The 14,978-nt window shown below is 47.9% G+C and carries 11 protein-coding genes and 1 pseudogene; 5 read left to right on the top strand and 7 right to left on the bottom strand.

Annotated features, from left to right (window positions below; translation table 11 throughout):
• Positions 1-181: 181 nt before the first annotated feature.
• Positions 182-1,159: a phosphoserine phosphatase gene (gene serB, locus TSUB_RS13445; RefSeq protein ID WP_087021905.1), complete on the top strand. Its 978-nt coding sequence runs from the start codon at positions 182-184 to the stop codon at positions 1,157-1,159.
• A gap of 43 nt (positions 1,160-1,202) precedes the next feature.
• On the opposite strand, the gene TSUB_RS13440 is transcribed toward serB, so the two are convergent.
• Positions 1,203-3,569, bottom strand: a complete 2,367-nt coding sequence (locus TSUB_RS13440; RefSeq protein WP_087021903.1) for a PilZ domain-containing protein — start codon at positions 3,567-3,569, stop codon at positions 1,203-1,205.
• Positions 3,570-3,706: 137 nt separating this feature from the next.
• Between TSUB_RS13440 and radA the strand changes: the two genes are divergently transcribed.
• Entirely contained in the window at positions 3,707-5,083 is a 1,377-nt protein-coding gene (gene radA, locus TSUB_RS13435) for a DNA repair protein RadA (RefSeq protein ID WP_087021900.1), read from the top strand.
• A 420-nt stretch (positions 5,084-5,503) separates the two neighbouring features.
• On the opposite strand, the pseudogene TSUB_RS13430 reads toward radA, so the two are convergent.
• The 4 genes and pseudogenes from TSUB_RS13430 to ettA all read right to left on the bottom strand — a co-directional run.
• Positions 5,504-5,788, bottom strand: a pseudogene (locus TSUB_RS13430) (type VI secretion system PAAR protein); the annotation flags it as partial.
• 190 nt (positions 5,789-5,978) lie between these two features.
• Positions 5,979-6,977, bottom strand: a complete 999-nt coding sequence (locus TSUB_RS13425) for a M23 family metallopeptidase (RefSeq protein WP_087021895.1) — start codon at positions 6,975-6,977, stop codon at positions 5,979-5,981.
• Positions 6,978-6,989: 12 nt separating this feature from the next.
• Positions 6,990-7,358, bottom strand: coding sequence for a PilZ domain-containing protein (locus tag TSUB_RS13420; RefSeq protein WP_087021892.1), 369 nt, complete (start codon positions 7,356-7,358; stop codon positions 6,990-6,992).
• A gap of 241 nt (positions 7,359-7,599) precedes the next feature.
• Positions 7,600-9,267: an energy-dependent translational throttle protein EttA gene (gene ettA, locus TSUB_RS13415; protein WP_087021889.1), complete on the bottom strand. Its 1,668-nt coding sequence runs from the start codon at positions 9,265-9,267 to the stop codon at positions 7,600-7,602.
• 433 nt (positions 9,268-9,700) lie between these two features.
• On the opposite strand from ettA, the gene sltY reads away from it, so the two are divergent.
• Together sltY and trpR are read left to right on the top strand one after the other, a co-directional pair.
• Positions 9,701-11,662, top strand: a complete 1,962-nt coding sequence (gene sltY, locus TSUB_RS13410) for a murein transglycosylase (protein ID WP_159064923.1) — start codon at positions 9,701-9,703, stop codon at positions 11,660-11,662.
• 160 nt (positions 11,663-11,822) lie between these two features.
• Complete coding sequence (trpR, locus tag TSUB_RS13405) at positions 11,823-12,128, top strand: trp operon repressor (protein WP_087021883.1); 306 nt, start codon at positions 11,823-11,825, stop codon at positions 12,126-12,128.
• A gap of 129 nt (positions 12,129-12,257) precedes the next feature.
• Here trpR and TSUB_RS13400 read toward each other — a convergent pair whose 3' ends face one another.
• The gene (locus TSUB_RS13400) at positions 12,258-12,896 is read right to left on the bottom strand and encodes a helix-turn-helix domain-containing protein (protein WP_087021880.1); all 639 of its coding nucleotides are present in this window, start codon (positions 12,894-12,896) and stop codon (positions 12,258-12,260) included.
• Between the two features lie 385 nt (positions 12,897-13,281).
• Between TSUB_RS13400 and TSUB_RS13395 the strand changes: the two genes are divergently transcribed.
• Positions 13,282-13,752, top strand: a complete 471-nt coding sequence (locus TSUB_RS13395) for a BLUF domain-containing protein (protein WP_087021877.1) — start codon at positions 13,282-13,284, stop codon at positions 13,750-13,752.
• A gap of 45 nt (positions 13,753-13,797) precedes the next feature.
• Here the strand turns inward: TSUB_RS13395 and TSUB_RS13390 are convergent, their stop codons facing one another.
• Positions 13,798-14,904, bottom strand: a complete 1,107-nt coding sequence (locus tag TSUB_RS13390) for a M20/M25/M40 family metallo-hydrolase (protein ID WP_087021874.1) — start codon at positions 14,902-14,904, stop codon at positions 13,798-13,800.
• Positions 14,905-14,978: the final 74 nt, after the last annotated feature.

Genomic DNA, 14,978 nt, shown 5'->3' with positions numbered 1-14,978 from the left:
CTCAAGATGCAGGGTTCAGCATCTTGAGGTGGCTTGAGTATATAGGCAAATTGTCTGGTGAATTCAACGCTTACCATAGCGGTAGTCACGTTAGAGATAGCGCTTGTGTTGAGGTCGGTTATGTTTATGCCGAAGCATGAATGAATAATTACACTGACACTGTGAAAGTAAAGGATATGTCATGAATGGATTCTCTCCACTGCCAATAAAGAAGCATACGGGCTTGATGTCTCGCTTCCCAACTCAGCGCGGAGCCAAAAAACTCAACCTAACGCAAGCCAATTGGCTATTATTCGGGCCGTTTTTATTGCCAGCTCAACTAGAGGATATTGAAGCCTACACCGGAGAAACCCCAGTTGTGTTGAACAGTTGGCAAGTCGGGGATTACGAAGTATTGCTGATTGAAGGGGAACTGACTGAGCAAATCAAGACCATTGTAGATGCCTTAGGTTTAGATTATGCATCGTTAGATGAGCTACCTGATCTGTCAGAACCCGGCTTAGTGCTGTTTGATATGGACTCGACAGCGATTCAGATTGAATGTATCGATGAAATTGCGGCGCTAGCCGGGGTAGGTGAGCAAGTTGCCGAAGTCACTGAGCGAGCGATGCAAGGTGAGTTAGATTTTGAAGAGAGCCTGCGTCAACGTGTTAAAACGCTCGCAGGGGCTGATGCCGCAATCTTGGATAAGGTGAAAGACAATTTGCCGCTCATGCCGGGAATGGCACGTCTTACTGCTACCTTGCAAGCGTGTGGGTGGCATGTTGCGATTGCGTCTGGCGGCTTTACTTACTTCTCGGATCACCTCAAAGAGATGCTCAACTTAACCGCAGCCTTTTCTAATCAACTTGAAATCAAAGATGGCAAGCTGACTGGTGAAGTCCTGGGTGAGGTAGTGGATGCGCAGCGTAAGGCCGACATACTCACCGAGTTGGCGGATCAGTTTGATATTCCTCGTTACAACACCGTCGCGGTAGGGGATGGTGCAAACGACTTAGTGATGATGGCTGCCGCGGGGACGGGGATTGCTTTTCATGCCAAACCGAAAGTGGTGGCGCAAGCGCAAAAGGCGGTTCGCCATGCGGATCTCACTGGGGTGATGTGCATGCTATCCGCTTCTTTGCTGCCACAGCGCTTGAGTTGGAAGCGGTATCGGTAATTTCGGTCTGTGACTCAGGGAGCGTAATGCTCCCTTTTTTGTGTTAGACCGCGTTGAGCGACAAGCGTGTTAGTACTTCCTCCGTAATGTCTGTGACTTCACCACAGCCTACCAGCGAACTAAACTCACTTTCGATGGCACGTGCACGATGCAGTGTATGCTGCGCCAACTCGGTTAAATATTGACTGGTGAGTAGTGTTAGCGCCCCTTTCATGGGCAGCGCACTGGCGCGCAGGGCGTAAAAGGTGCCATTACTTTGTGCTGTTTTGATGAATTTGATCCGCTCTTCCGTGGACTCAAATTCTGAAAGTAACTTGCATTCGACATCCGTGATGCGATCACCCAGTTTGAAGATTTTTAAATAGAGCTCGTTTACAGTGGGTTTAGGGGGATCAATCGGTCGCATTGGATCCGTGATCACGGGCTTCATTTTGCCTTTGAACAGTGCTGCCATGGAGTACTGTCGATCGTTACCGCCGCTATGTTGACTTAATACGGATAAGACTTTGTGGAAACCTAAAAGGGGGAAGTTGAGGCCAATGGTTCTCAAGTTCAAGCGGTGGTTTTGCTTGTCTGCGAAAAATGGCACACATTTGAGTCGACTGAGCAGTACTTGATAGAGCACCAGAAGTAGCTCTTTATGGCTGATATTCTCTTCGATTTGCGTCAGTTTACTGTGATTTTTGGTCAGCAACTGGTCGAGGTAGGCGACGGCCTTATGATCAGGATCGTCGCAGACGACTTGAATGCTTTTTCTATCGGGGGCGACACGCACGACCCGGTATTGCACCGCTGTCAGTACATTGGCCGGGGCTTTTTTAGTGAGCTCATCCAACGTGAGTGGAATGACATCTCCACGATTGAGCGGTACCGGTTTCGTAAGACCAATGTTGAGGCCATGGGCTGAGATATCGAGTGTTGAGGTTGATATCTTACCGGTTTTCTTGCTGGCGAAAGTGACTTTGGTACTGAACTGATAGCGATTTTCTGCCCGCTGCGGTTGAGGGTCAAAGTAACGGGTCAGCTCTTCACTGATTGTATCTCGTCCATGAACAAAGACGTTGAGCTCTTTCGCGTTGATGCTTGGCTTCGAGACTAATAAGTAATCGTTTTTACTCTCTTCTAAGGTGAGGTCTTCGACTAGCGCGACATGGCTCAGCTTTGCATGTTCTTCGACCAGATTTGGCGCAACATCATCCATGCGCTGATGATCATCATCATTGAGAGGAAATACCGATAACCGAAATACGCGCCAGCTTTCTCGCTTAGCGCCTAGTAGCCAGAAAAGTCGCCGCTGTTCAAGGCTCAGTTCTGGCATGGCTGCTGAGTAGAAGTATGTTTTGTCAGCTTGTTGATGCTGGAAAGAGTAGATTAAGGTGGTAGCTTGCTTAAGCCCGGGCTTACCTAGCGCACGCATCCGAGTTTTATTCAATAAATGGTGGATAACAGGCTGATTGCGTTCATCATGCCAGTATTCCCAAACAGGATGGTTTTGTGCGGTCAGCAGAACATGGCGAATTTGATCATCTGCGAAGTAAACCGGCAAGGCGCTCGTTTGCTTTAGGTAGCAATTCTCATAACCTTTTGATTTCGCTTGCATAGCGAGATCATCGGTATTTTTTTTCACCTTTTGGGTGTTGTTTTTTTCGTACTCAATGGCTTTAGCCACTGCTTCGCTGGTATCTAACCCTTTTAAGCGTAGCCAGCGGAAGCTGTCGTTATCGCTTTTATCCACACCGATTATTCGGTATTTGATGCCGGTTAAAAGTTCGCGCACTCCTGCGCGTTCACCTAGCTCAATATAACGTGCAGTGAGGGTTTGCCCTAATCCGTAGTTAAATGCAGACGGGACTTTGAACTTTGCGCCACTGGGTGAAATGTCAGACGTAACGCCATTCACCATCTGTTTGAGGGGTAACTGAATCTCAACAGGCGTGGAAATAAACAGGCGGCTTTCACTGCGTGACATGTAGTTGCCAAACCGAAGCGCATTGACCACGAGGGTATCGTCAGCAGCCGAGAGTGACTTTTGTTTAGGCTCGTTAGGATCGACACCTTGCTGGTGCATGACACGGAAGTTGTTCCGTGTGTTCATCAGCTCTTCATAAAGCCCTTCCCGATACTGATTCCCATAGAATTTAATACGGCGATGGTAGGTATTGATGGCGACATCATCGAGCCAGTGACTCAAGCCGTGTAGTTGGTACTCACGGCATTCGCCATTCACTTTACCGCGTAGATCAATGAGCTTATGGCAAGGGGCCATCAAGCGGTTAATTTCCATTTTAACCTGTAAACGAGTAGGCGGAGTTGCGCCTTCCATGAGGAAGCCGACCATCTCGTCGTAATCGTCACTATCATAGAGTGGGATTAACTTTTCAATGATGTCTTTATGTTCGTCCAGTGACATTGGGTTTTCTGTTAGACTGTCAATTTCATACTATTACAGTCTATTTTACAGTAATTTCACATTTTCACTTTGATTAATTCCTGTTTTTAAAGGTGAAAAGAGAGAGCTGTAGCAGGTTTCATGGAAGTGATTCGCTCATGGCAAAAACAAAACGCGCTTATGTCTGTAATGACTGTGGCGCAGATTACCCTCGGTGGCAGGGGCAATGTACCGCGTGTGGCAGTTGGAACACCATTACTGAAGTTCGATTAGCCGCTTCCCCGACTGTGGCGCGCAACGAAAAATATGCGGGTTATGCTGGACAGGCTGAAGGCAAGGTGCAAGTCCTGTCTGAGATTGATCTGCAGGAAGTCCCTCGATTTAGCTCAGGGTTCAAAGAGCTAGATCGCGTACTCGGTGGCGGTGTTGTGCCGGGGGGCGCTATCTTAATTGGTGGTAATCCCGGGGCAGGTAAGAGTACCTTACTGCTGCAAACCATGTGTTGGTTGGCCGAGCAGATGCCTACGCTCTATGTCACTGGTGAGGAGTCTCTGCAACAAGTCGCGATGCGAGCTTCACGACTCGGGTTACCGAAAGATAAGCTAAAGATGTTGTCCGAAACCAGTGTAGAGAACATCTGTACTGTGGCTAAGCAAGAGCAGCCGAAAATCATGGTCATCGACTCGATTCAGGTGATGCATGTTAACGATGTTCAGTCCGCACCGGGCAGTGTTGCGCAGGTGCGAGAATCCGCCTCGGCGCTAACGCGTTTTGCGAAGCAGAACAATGTCGCCATCTTTATGGTGGGCCATGTCACCAAAGATGGCACCCTCGCGGGACCAAAAGTACTAGAGCACTGTATTGACTGTTCCATTCTTCTTGATGGCGGCAGTGATACTCGATTTCGCACCCTTCGTAGCCACAAGAACCGCTTTGGCGCGGTGAATGAACTTGGCGTTTTTGCGATGACGGAAAAAGGGATGCGCGAAGTGAGTAACCCTTCGGCCATTTTCCTAACGCGTGGTGAAGAACAAACATCGGGCAGTTCAGTGATGGTGGTATGGGAAGGCACCCGTCCGTTACTTGTTGAGATTCAAGCGCTGGTGGATTACTCGCAGATGGCGAATCCGCGCCGTGTTGCGGTGGGATTGGAGCAAAACCGTCTTGCCATTTTGCTGGCAGTACTGCACAAGCACGGCGGCTTACAAATGGCCGATCAAGATGTGTTTGTTAACGTGGTTGGTGGGGTGAAAGTGACCGAAACCAGTGCCGATCTTGCGTTGATCATGGCGTTGATTTCAAGCTTCCGCGATAGATCACTACCGCAAGACTTAGTGGTTTTCGGTGAAGTTGGTTTGGCGGGTGAAATTCGACCTGTCCCAAGCGGCCAAGATCGCTTAAATGAAGCCTTCAAGCATGGCTTTAAAACAGCGATTGTGCCAGCAGCCAATATGCCTAAAGGGGGCATTGAAGGGATGAAGATTTATCCCGTGACTAAGCTTGATCAAGCCGTGGAAGTCTTCAACGAAATGTAGGGCAATTTTCACGCATCTTGAGTTTGCTTGAATAGCAAACAATGTGAACCTGAAAAGCTCGCGGTGTTTCCGCGAGCTTTTTTATGGGTCTCAATCTGAGTATTTAAAACCCATCACAGTGAGCATTGGTCGTTTGTGAATATAGGATATGAGTTGACTTAAAACGACAATTGAAATGACAGAGGCGACTTCGCGACTGATTAAAAAAGGCCACTCTCGGTAGATGGGTTAATACCAACTAAAAGGGTAGTCCCAAACATACCAGTCGAGGGAAATAGGATTGAGTTTGGCGACCAAGAAGAGCTTGATTTAGCCGGCTAATACGGTGAGTAGTTTGAATGACCTCATCTATCCTTCATACTGCGGCAACTCGACAGGGGAAATCGGTGATGAGCTTAAACTGGCGACTTCAGGCGCATCTCCAATGGTGACGGTACCGCTACCTTGGGTGTTGCCGCCGCAGCTGACACTGCCACCGTGCAGTGCGGCGGGCTTGCCATTCACAAAGACGGAACCTGCGCCGGAGGCGATACAGCGGCCATGCGGTGGGTGCTTAGGTTTGGAGTGGGGCACCAAAGGATCGCCAACTCGACCAGCAGGTTTACCGTCCATGAAAACGTTCGGTGAGCCACCGCAAACGGGCGTAGGCGGAAAGCCGTCGTGACCAGTACCAATATCACCCAGTTTTACTGCTTTACCACCCATGATGCTCACCTTTTTACTTCGTGTACATGACTACTTTACGAGCAAAAGTAAATTATCGGGATGCTGGCAGTAAAAACTTTCGAGGTGTTAGGAAGAAGTGCAATGCAAACTGAAGTGGTTGACTAGATTTTGAGGAAAAGGTCACAAACAAAAAGAGCAAGGTGATCCTTGCTCTCTGGAAATAGTGGCATCAGCCTTCATCATTCTCTTGATGTATCTGGTGGTGCACTGCAAGGGCTGGTGTGCCGTTGCTTCCTTGTGTCAATTGCACCGGTAAGGTCATTGATTCGGCGATGACATCAATCATGCTACTCCAAGCAATGCTTTTCTCTTTTTGGAACAAGCTATCAAAGTTGTCGGGTGCCCAGTTGATGAAGGATTTCGGGTTAAGGGCCCGTCCCAAAAAGCGCACTTCATAATGTAGATGGGGGCCAGTCGACAGTCCTGAGTTACCTGAATAGGCAATGAGTTGGCCTTTGTTGACAAACTCACCGGCTTTGACCGTGTAGTCATCAAGATGTGCGTATACCGTGGTAAAGCCAAAGGCATGTTGCATCCGCACCATGTTGCCGTATCCAGAGCGGCTGCGGCGAACTTGCTCAATCACACCATCAGCGGGCGCATAGATTGGGGTGCCAATATCGGCAGTAAGGTCTAACCCTAAGTGGCTACGCACTTCCCCCGTTACCGGGTGGACACGTTTGCCGAAGCCGGATGAACGGCGGAAACTCTCGATAGGTTGCCCACTTGGAATCAGGCGTAGCATCGTTGCACGCATCGCGGTGTTGATGGCGGCGGTATCGACGCGACTTTCCAAGGCTTCAGCTTCAGGCGCGTCTTGAATCCCCATGGCAATTTCAACACTGTCCATGCGTTCTTCAAGAAGATTCATTTCAACGTCTTGCTGCGCGAGTCGCTCGTCACGTTCGCGGAGCAGTTGTTGTTGATAAAAGCTGGCGGTCAGCAGAGTGTGACGGTCAGCAGTCAGTGACTGATTGCGTTCAGTCAGCATGTTGATCTGTTGTTCTTGCGAATGGTAGTGCTCGAGGGCGTGATCGCGTTGAAACTTCATCCCTGCAACAGCGGTGATAACAGTCGCGAAAACCACCAGGCCAATCGTCCTTGGCCAAGGGTGACAATCGAACAGCGATGTAGGTGCCGATGTGTCGGCAGTCGATTCTTTACTCATTGAACAACGGAATTAGTGATTATGTAAATCGCTGAGTTGTTCCAATTCCCGGTGTAAGAATTCATCATTACCGACATTGAGCTCAACCAGCCGCTTGAGGTGACTAATACTGTCGATGTCGATATGCGCAATTTGCATGCGAAGATAGTCGTCACAGTAGTGCACCAGTTCGGTTTCCATTTGCAATACGATGTCGCTGTCTTGCAATGAAAACGCGACATTATACATGTTATTGTGAACTGGCTTCCACTCTTTTGGTCGAATAAGCAGCAATCCATGAAGGGAAAGGTCGCGAATTTCGCTCTGCCATTGCTGTTTTTGTTGCGAGATGGTTGCGGGCGAGTTGTAAACAATGCGAATAAATCGACGATGTTCGGTCATGATAGATCTCCTGCTTTATTCTAGCGTAACCAGTCGGTGGTGATTTCACCAGTTCTGGGTGGTGATTTTGTAACCTGTATCGGTGTTTTTTGTTAGGGAATTGTCTGTTTTGTCATCAGTGAGAGGTGGGACGCAGATTTTTTACTGGAGAACGAAAAAAAGACCGCCGGAGCGGTCTTTTGATGAGCGAAAAGTCAAATAAGTGCCCTTAATACCTCATGGTGAGATATTCGAAGCATCATTACTTCGCAATACGCTTGTACTTGATACGATGTGGTTCGGCGGCTTGTGCACCTAGAGTCTTTTTCAACCACTCTGCATATTCGGTAAAGTTACCTTCGAAGAAGTTCACTTGGCCTTCATCACGGTAATCAAGAATATGTGTTGCGATACGGTCTAGGAACCAGCGGTCGTGCGAGATAACCATGGCACAACCTGGGAACTCAAGTAGCGCTTCTTCTAGTGCGCGCAAGGTTTCAACATCAAGGTCATTGGTTGGCTCATCGAGTAGCAATACGTTGCCGCCTGCTTTAAGAAGTTTCGCCAAGTGCACGCGGTTACGCTCACCACCGGATAGCTCACCGATGATCTTTTGTTGATCGCTGCCTTTAAAGTTGAAGCGCGAGCAATAAGCGCGTGCAGGAATTTCGAAGTTGTTGATTTTAATGATATCAGCGCCTTCAGAAATTTCTTGATAAACCGTCTTGGTATCGTCCATTGAGTCACGGAACTGATCAACCGACGCCAGTTTCACCGTATCGCCAAGCTCGATCGTGCCTGAGTCAGGTTGTTCTGTACCGCTAAGCATTTTGAAGAGGGTCGATTTACCCGCACCGTTGGCACCGATGATACCGACGATAGCCCCTTTCGGCATGCTAAATGAGAGATCATCGATAAGCACACGATCACCAAACGATTTGGTGAGGTTGTTCACTTCGATGACTTTGTCACCAAGACGCTCACCTGGCGGGATGAAGAGTTCATTGGTCTCATTACGCTTCTGATGGTCGCTGTTATTCAGCTCTTCGAAACGTGCCATACGGGCTTTTGATTTCGCTTGGCGACCTTTTGGATTCTGGCGTACCCACTCTAGTTCTTTTTCGATTGTCTTCTGGCGAGCTTTCTCTTGTGAAGCTTCTTGCTTCAAACGGGCATCTTTTTGCTCTAGCCATGAGGTGTAGTTGCCTTGCCATGGAATACCTTCACCACGGTCAAGTTCTAGAATCCAGCCTGCAGCGTTGTCGAGGAAGTAACGGTCGTGGGTGATGGCCACAACGGTACCGTTATAATCGACTAAGAAGCGCTCAAGCCATGCGACAGATTCTGCATCCAAGTGGTTGGTTGGCTCATCAAGTAGCAGCATATCTGGCTTTTCAAGTAGCAGGCGACAGATAGCAACACGACGACGCTCACCACCAGAAAGATGCTCAACTTTGGCATCCCATTCTGGCAAGCGCAATGCATCAGCAGCACGCTCTAGGGCGTTATCCAGATTGTGACCATCTTTGGCTTGAATTAAAGCCTCAAGTTCACCTTGCTCTTTGGCTAGTGCATCGAAGTCAGCATCAGGTTCTGCGTAGGCTGCATATACTGCGTCTAAACGAGAAAGTGCGTCCGCGACATCAGAAACCGCTTCTTCTACCACTTCACGAACCGTTTTGCTTTCATCAAGTTGCGGCTCCTGTGGTAGGTAACCGACTTTGATGCCAGGCATTGGACGTGCTTCACCATCGATATCAGTGTCGATACCCGCCATGATGCGCAAAAGGGTCGATTTACCTGCACCGTTGAGACCCAAAACACCGATCTTAGCGCCAGGGAAAAACGAGAGGGAGATGTCTTTCAGGATTTGTCGCTTCGGTGGCACGATTTTGCTCACCCGCAACATGGAATATACGTATTCAGCCATAACTGATTGCGTTCTCTTTCGATAGTCGGAAATGGGTAGTGTAACTCCAATTGGGATGAATCTAAATCCTGCACCGTGAAGTCACTATAAGTTTAACAGTGATTCTGCGGGATGTGTTGTATAGATAAGAGAGTGGCGGTGAGCGGTAAGAAGAAAAGTTGAAATTGGATCAGCTTCAAATAACCCATACGGATACCTTAGGGCTGCTAAAGTATACTAGCGCGATTGCATAAATTATCTGCATTTCGTTGATTATGCGGTCACTTATGTCTAAGAAGTGTGAAATCCTTGGCAATAAGCGCCCTGGTTAATGAGTTGTAACAAATTGTACACTGATGAACCCTGTGTTCATCTTGTGGTCAGCATCTTGAGTAGAGAAGAATAACGTATTGTTCTGACATGAGTATCGGAACATTTTCAGAGGGAAGAGAAAGTGCGAAATAGAGTAGGATGGGCCGTGATTGCAGCGGCCTTGATGGCGATGCCGACTCAGGCAACAGACACAGCAGCTTCGACAGATTCAGAACACGTCGCGCAGGCAACGCCGCTTGCTATGGCGAAAAAGCGTGACGATTACACGGCCGCTAAGGAAGCATTGGATGCGGGGAACGTGGTCAAATTTGGTATGTTGAGTGCGCAGCTTCACAATTATCCTTTGTGGCCATACCTTGATTACCGCATGTTCCGTCGCGACTTGTCATCACGCTCGATCGATGAGGTCAATCATTTCTTAGCCAAGTACCCAGATTTACCCTTCATTAATTCTGTCAAAGATGGCTATTTACGTCAGCTTGCCGCTAAAGGTGATTGGCAGGGGTTTCTTGCGCTCCAGCCGGATGAGCCTCGCACAGAAGTCTACCGCTGTTATTATTATCAAGCCCTGGCTGGGACAGGACAAAAATCCTTGGCTTGGCAAGGTGCGAAAAAAATTTGGCTAAACGGCAACAGCATTGACGAGCGATGTGACCCGTTGCTTAAGCAGTGGCGAGCCACTGGTGGGCTAACGGGAGACCTCATTTTAGAGCGTATGGTCCTCGTTTATAAAACGGGAGCAATTGGCCGTTTGAAGTATTTGCAAAAACAGCTTCCAGCGACCCATGCAGCGCAAGGCCGTGAAATTGTCGCTTTGTTTAATCAACCTGCTGGTGTAGCAGCGTTTTCCAAACGTAGTACCGTGATCCCGCACAATCAAGCTTTAGTCGAAGCAGCATTTGCTCGTCTCGCGCGAGCGGATGTCAACAAAGCTATCGCACAAGTTGAGAAGGCGGCGGAAGGTCAACATTTTGATGAAGCGCGTACCCAAGCGATGCGGGATGTCGTCATTCGACGTTTGTTTAGCTCCAGTAAACCACACCTAATTGCATGGCGTGATGCGGCATTAATGACAACCCAAGATACGGCGTTGCTTGAACGTCGTATTCGTTTGGCTATCCGTGAAGCCGATCGAAGTGGCGCGTTGAAATGGGTTCAGCAACTGCCAGACGAAGAGCGACAAAGTAAACGTTGGACATTTTGGCATGGTAAGTTGCTTCATGATCAAGGGGATGCGCAAGGCGAAGTTCTGTTGCGTTCTTTGCTTGAGCATCGTCACTACTATAGTGTTGCCGCGGCCACGTTACTCGGTGAGCCCGTGAGTTTTCCTGTTGCGGAGGTGCAAACGCTGGATGTCGTTTTACCTGAACACAGTGCGACTTTCCTGCGTATTGATGAGCTGAAAGCACTTGGCCTAGAAGACAGTGCGCGCAGCGAATGGCGCCATCTCATGTCTCGCGAAGACAAACCGGGGCGCCTAAAATTGGCACAAGAGGCAACCAAACGAGGTTGGCATGCGGAGGCAGTGCAGGCGACCATTTCGGGTAAGCATTGGGAACACATTCGGTTACGTTTCCCTCTCGCCTATCAACAGCAGTTCGCTCATATGGCCGCTGAGACGGGAACGCCGATGGTGACCTTGATGTCGATTGCGCGACAAGAGAGCGCTTTCAACCCAGATGTCACGTCTAGCGCAGGTGCACGTGGTTTGATGCAGCTTATGCCAGCCACGGCCAAAGCGACGGCTCGTGAACACAAAGTGCCTTATAGCGGTGTGAATAGCCTGTTTACGCCGGAAGTGAATATCAAACTCGGCAGCGAGTATTTAACCGGATTGCTGGATGATATGGATAAAAACCGTATTCTTGCATTTGCCTCTTACAATGCGGGTCCTCATCGTGTTTCACGTTGGCTTGCACGCAGCAATGGTGAGCTCGATGTGTTCGAGTTTATTGAGGCAATTCCTTTCAACGAAACGCGCGGCTACGTGCAGAATGTGTTGATGTTTGAAATTTACTATCGTCAACTGCTCGATAAGCCCGTCTATTTGCTCACTCGGAACGAGATGGAGCGTCAATACTGATCAAGACACCTTGATTTTTGGGCGTGTTTTGAGGTCACTAACGTGTATCAATGGCCTGCCTTTGGTGAGGCCATTTTTCTTGCCTGAGGGAAGGTGAGAGGTTGGGTTTTGGCTGAATTTGGGTATAGAATGCGTTCAAACAATGAAGAAAGGATAGACCATGGCGGAGAAAGCAGATTTTACCGATTGGCAGCAAGTCATCGCTTTACTCAAAACTTCATTTGAGCAGGGACGTGAAGAAACGATATTACAACTTCTGCTTACGCCAGATGAGCGGGAGTCCTTGTTAGGGCGCGTGAATATAGTGAACGAACTGCTAAAAGGTGATCTAAGCCAGCGTCAAATTAGTCAACTTTTAGGTGTTGGGGTCGCGACAATCACCCGAGGTTCGAATGAGTTGAAGCAGAAAGATGAAGAGACCAAGCAGTGGCTTGATGATCTTTTATCCACATACCGTGACTCGTAAAGGCGTTTCTCGCTGAACAAGCACCTAGAGATACAAACAAAAAAGCGACCCAGTGGGTCGCTTTTTTTCAGCGGTTCAGTTCAACTGAGGCTGATGCACGTTCATTGCTCAAACGTTTGCGTCGTTGATTTAGCTCAGTTGCTCAAAGTGCCATTCTGATTGCACGATATAGCCGTGGATTTGGTACTCATCATGACTCACAAACAGATTTGGAAAATCAGGCTGAGAGGTTGAGAAAACAACGCCATCGGCGATTTGTGTCATGTGGTAAAAATCAGGCTCACTGCCGCGTACAGAGGCAAGTACAGGCTGTTTTGGTTTATACTTTGCCTTCAGTGATGTTAAAGCAAAGCTGCCCATCGGTGCACACTGCGCGATATTTTCGTTATCAACAACGATACCTAGGCAACCTTCACCATCAAGGTGTTCAGGCAGTGATTTCTTACTGATCACTGACACTTTTTCGCCACTGGTATAAGAGGTGAAATCACGGCGGTTGATCACTGGCACGTAGGTGCGAGTTTGGCCATTGAGTTCATTTAACGTCGTGGTACGTTGTGCTTCACTGTCTATTTGGCCAGTTAACAAGTAGCCCACAGTGGTTTGCAATGCGCTTGCAATTTTTTCTAGCTCACGTACTTCAATGCCATACTTTCCAGACAACTTGCGGCTCATGGTACCTTGTTGAAGACCCAGCGCATCTCCAAGTTGCTTTTGGCTAATTCCTTGTACTTTAGCCAGACGCTTAATTCTGTCTAAATATTCCATATACTTTTTCCCGCTGAAATTAAAATGTCATCAAACAATAACAAACATTGATATTTTACTCGGTGGACGAAAAGACGTCAGAGTGGAAAGTGTGATCTGCGATAGGCATCGGGTTCATATACTTGGGTATCCTCAGAATGGGTAAAAAAGGGAACAAATTTCACATTTTTTGCCATGCAAAAAGGGCATTTGGATGGCATGGAGTTGCGCTAATGGCTTATTGAGCCGTCATAAACTTTGTTTAAATTCTTGTGAAGGATGGATTATTGCTCTAAAAGGTATGGATGGAGTGGTGATAAAGAATGACTTTCATTGTCTATAATATGAAATGGTATGCATTTTATATTGATGGGTAATGATACAAAGCGATTAATGGGTGCAAAGTATGCAATTGGTCAGATTGGTCTACGCCAGTAAAAAAACCGCAGAATTTTTGTCACATGACTTGGAAGCTATTTTAAGAAAATCGAACACCAATAATGAGCACCAGAATATAACCGGTATGCTCTGCTTCAATCGAAAGTTTTTTTTGCAATGTCTAGAAGGCTCGCGAACGAGCGTCAACAGGCTGTATAACAAAATAGCCAATGACCCAAGGCATGAAGATGTGATGTTGCTTCAGTATGAAGAGATATCAGAGCGCTGCTTTGGTGATTGGATGATGAGCTTCCTACCTGAAAGTCACCTACACCGCTCACTCCTATTGCGCTTTTCGATCAACGAAGATTTCAACCCGTATACCATGAGTGCAAAGAGTTGTTTCTCTTTACTCCACTATGTGCACGAGCAACTTCTTGATCCGCAAAGCGACTATTATGTTGATCAACACAGTGAAGAAAAGAAAGCGCAGACGTGAAGTGCGTCTGCGCTTTGTGGCCAGTGAATGTATCTATACTACGGCTTAGTGCGTTAAGTAGGTGTATAGAAAATCAGTGATCTTCACCATGTCCGAGATCTTAATGAACTCTTCAGTGGTGTGTACTTTTGCCATGCCAGTAGACAAGTTAATCGTTTTCAATCCATGACCATTGAAGATGTTGGCATCACTACCACCGCCAGTTGGTGCGGTGAATGGTGAGATGCCATTGCGGTCAAAAGCGGCCATGACTTTCTGGACCAGAGGATCATTGTCTTCGATGCGGAACGCGTTGTAGGCGCGGCTTGATACAATCTCAATCTCAGCGCCATGACGTTCAGCAGCAGCTTCAAATTCGCTAACCATGTGTGCGACTTGCGCGGCGAGTTTGTCATCGTTGAGTGAGCGAGCTTCCGCTTCGATATATAGCTCAGGCATCACGATATTGGTTGCAAGGCCCCCTTTCACCACACCGATGTTTGCCGTTGTCTCTTCATCAATACGAGACAGTTTCATGTTCATGATCGCATCAGACGCCACAGTTAGGGCATTAATGCCTTCTTCTGGCGCTAAACCAGCGTGTGCTGGACGACCTTTAATGGTCACTTTCATGTTCTGCTGACCCGGCGCGACGGTGATGATGGTACCGATCTCGCCACCGGAATCGAACACGATACAATCTTCTGACTCGAGCTTACCCATGTCATAGTGTTGAGAGCCGTGCAGGCCACCCTCTTCATAGACTGTGAAGGCGAGTTCAATGGTTTGGTGTGGTTTACCATCGGCTTTAATCGCACGTACCGCTTCCATGATAGCCGCAATGCCTGATTTGTCATCACCACCCAATACCGTTTCACCAGCCGTGCTGATAATGTCACCGTCAATCACTGGTTCGATGCCGATACCAGGAGTCACGGTATCCATATGACAGCTCAATGCGACGCTACCGTCGAGTTCTCCCGGCAGTTTTGCGTAGATATTGAAGCCATTAGACAAGGTTTCTGGCACTGGCAGTTTCTCGACACTAAAGCCAATTTGACCTAGTTGTTCTGCCAATGCTTCGGCGATCGCTTTTTCGTTGCCTGATTCGCTATCGATTTTAACGATATCGATAAAATGATTTACCAGACGTTCTTGATTGATATTTGACATATTCACCTCCTAAAGGACGAGAATATCCTAGACGAAATTGGAGAGGGATGGTCTCGATTTGTGGTCAAAAAATG

The organism is Thaumasiovibrio subtropicus (genome assembly GCF_019703835.1).
In the GTDB taxonomy this organism is placed as follows: domain Bacteria; phylum Pseudomonadota; class Gammaproteobacteria; order Enterobacterales; family Vibrionaceae; genus Thaumasiovibrio; species Thaumasiovibrio subtropicus.
This window is presented reverse-complemented; position numbering and strand designations above follow the sequence as displayed.